Below are 455 nucleotides of genomic sequence, written 5' to 3' on the forward strand. Positions count from 1 at the left end.
GAGGGAATGCTTAGTCTCCCATTGCGAATGCCTGTCTCCGACATTAAATGGTATTCATAGCTAAGCACACCTCTTTGCATGCGGGCCATGGACTTTGCCACAACTAGCTCCTTGTTTTGGATAAGGACACGGTCACCGAGTGCTAATGTTTTTTTCGATTCAATTATATACGATACCGTATCCCGCTCCTCCATCGGTCGTTCGATGTCATTGTGTAGCGTATGTAAATAGATGGAGCGATCCTTAGCGATGGTATAGCTAGTAGCGGACAGCTTTTCCACTTGTCCTTCCGGCAGACCAAACCAGAGCTTGGGCGATTAGCATTGTAGGTACGAGTGAACTAAAACGATATGATTGTCTTTACATTACAGTGAATACCGATAAAAACCAAAAAGGTTTTTTAGATTATGCTAAAGTTTTAAAAGTTAATTAATTTAATTGAGTCAATTTCGTAA

General features: G+C 41.1%; 1 pseudogene. It reads right to left on the bottom strand.

What is annotated here, in order from left to right:
* Window positions 1–281 (bottom strand): annotated as a pseudogene (locus H131_RS22900) (contractile injection system protein, VgrG/Pvc8 family); the annotation flags it as partial.
* Window positions 282–455 lie beyond the last annotated feature (174 nt).

Source organism: Lysinibacillus sphaericus OT4b.31 (genome assembly GCF_000392615.1).
Lineage (GTDB): Bacteria > Bacillota > Bacilli > Bacillales_A > Planococcaceae > Lysinibacillus > Lysinibacillus sphaericus_B.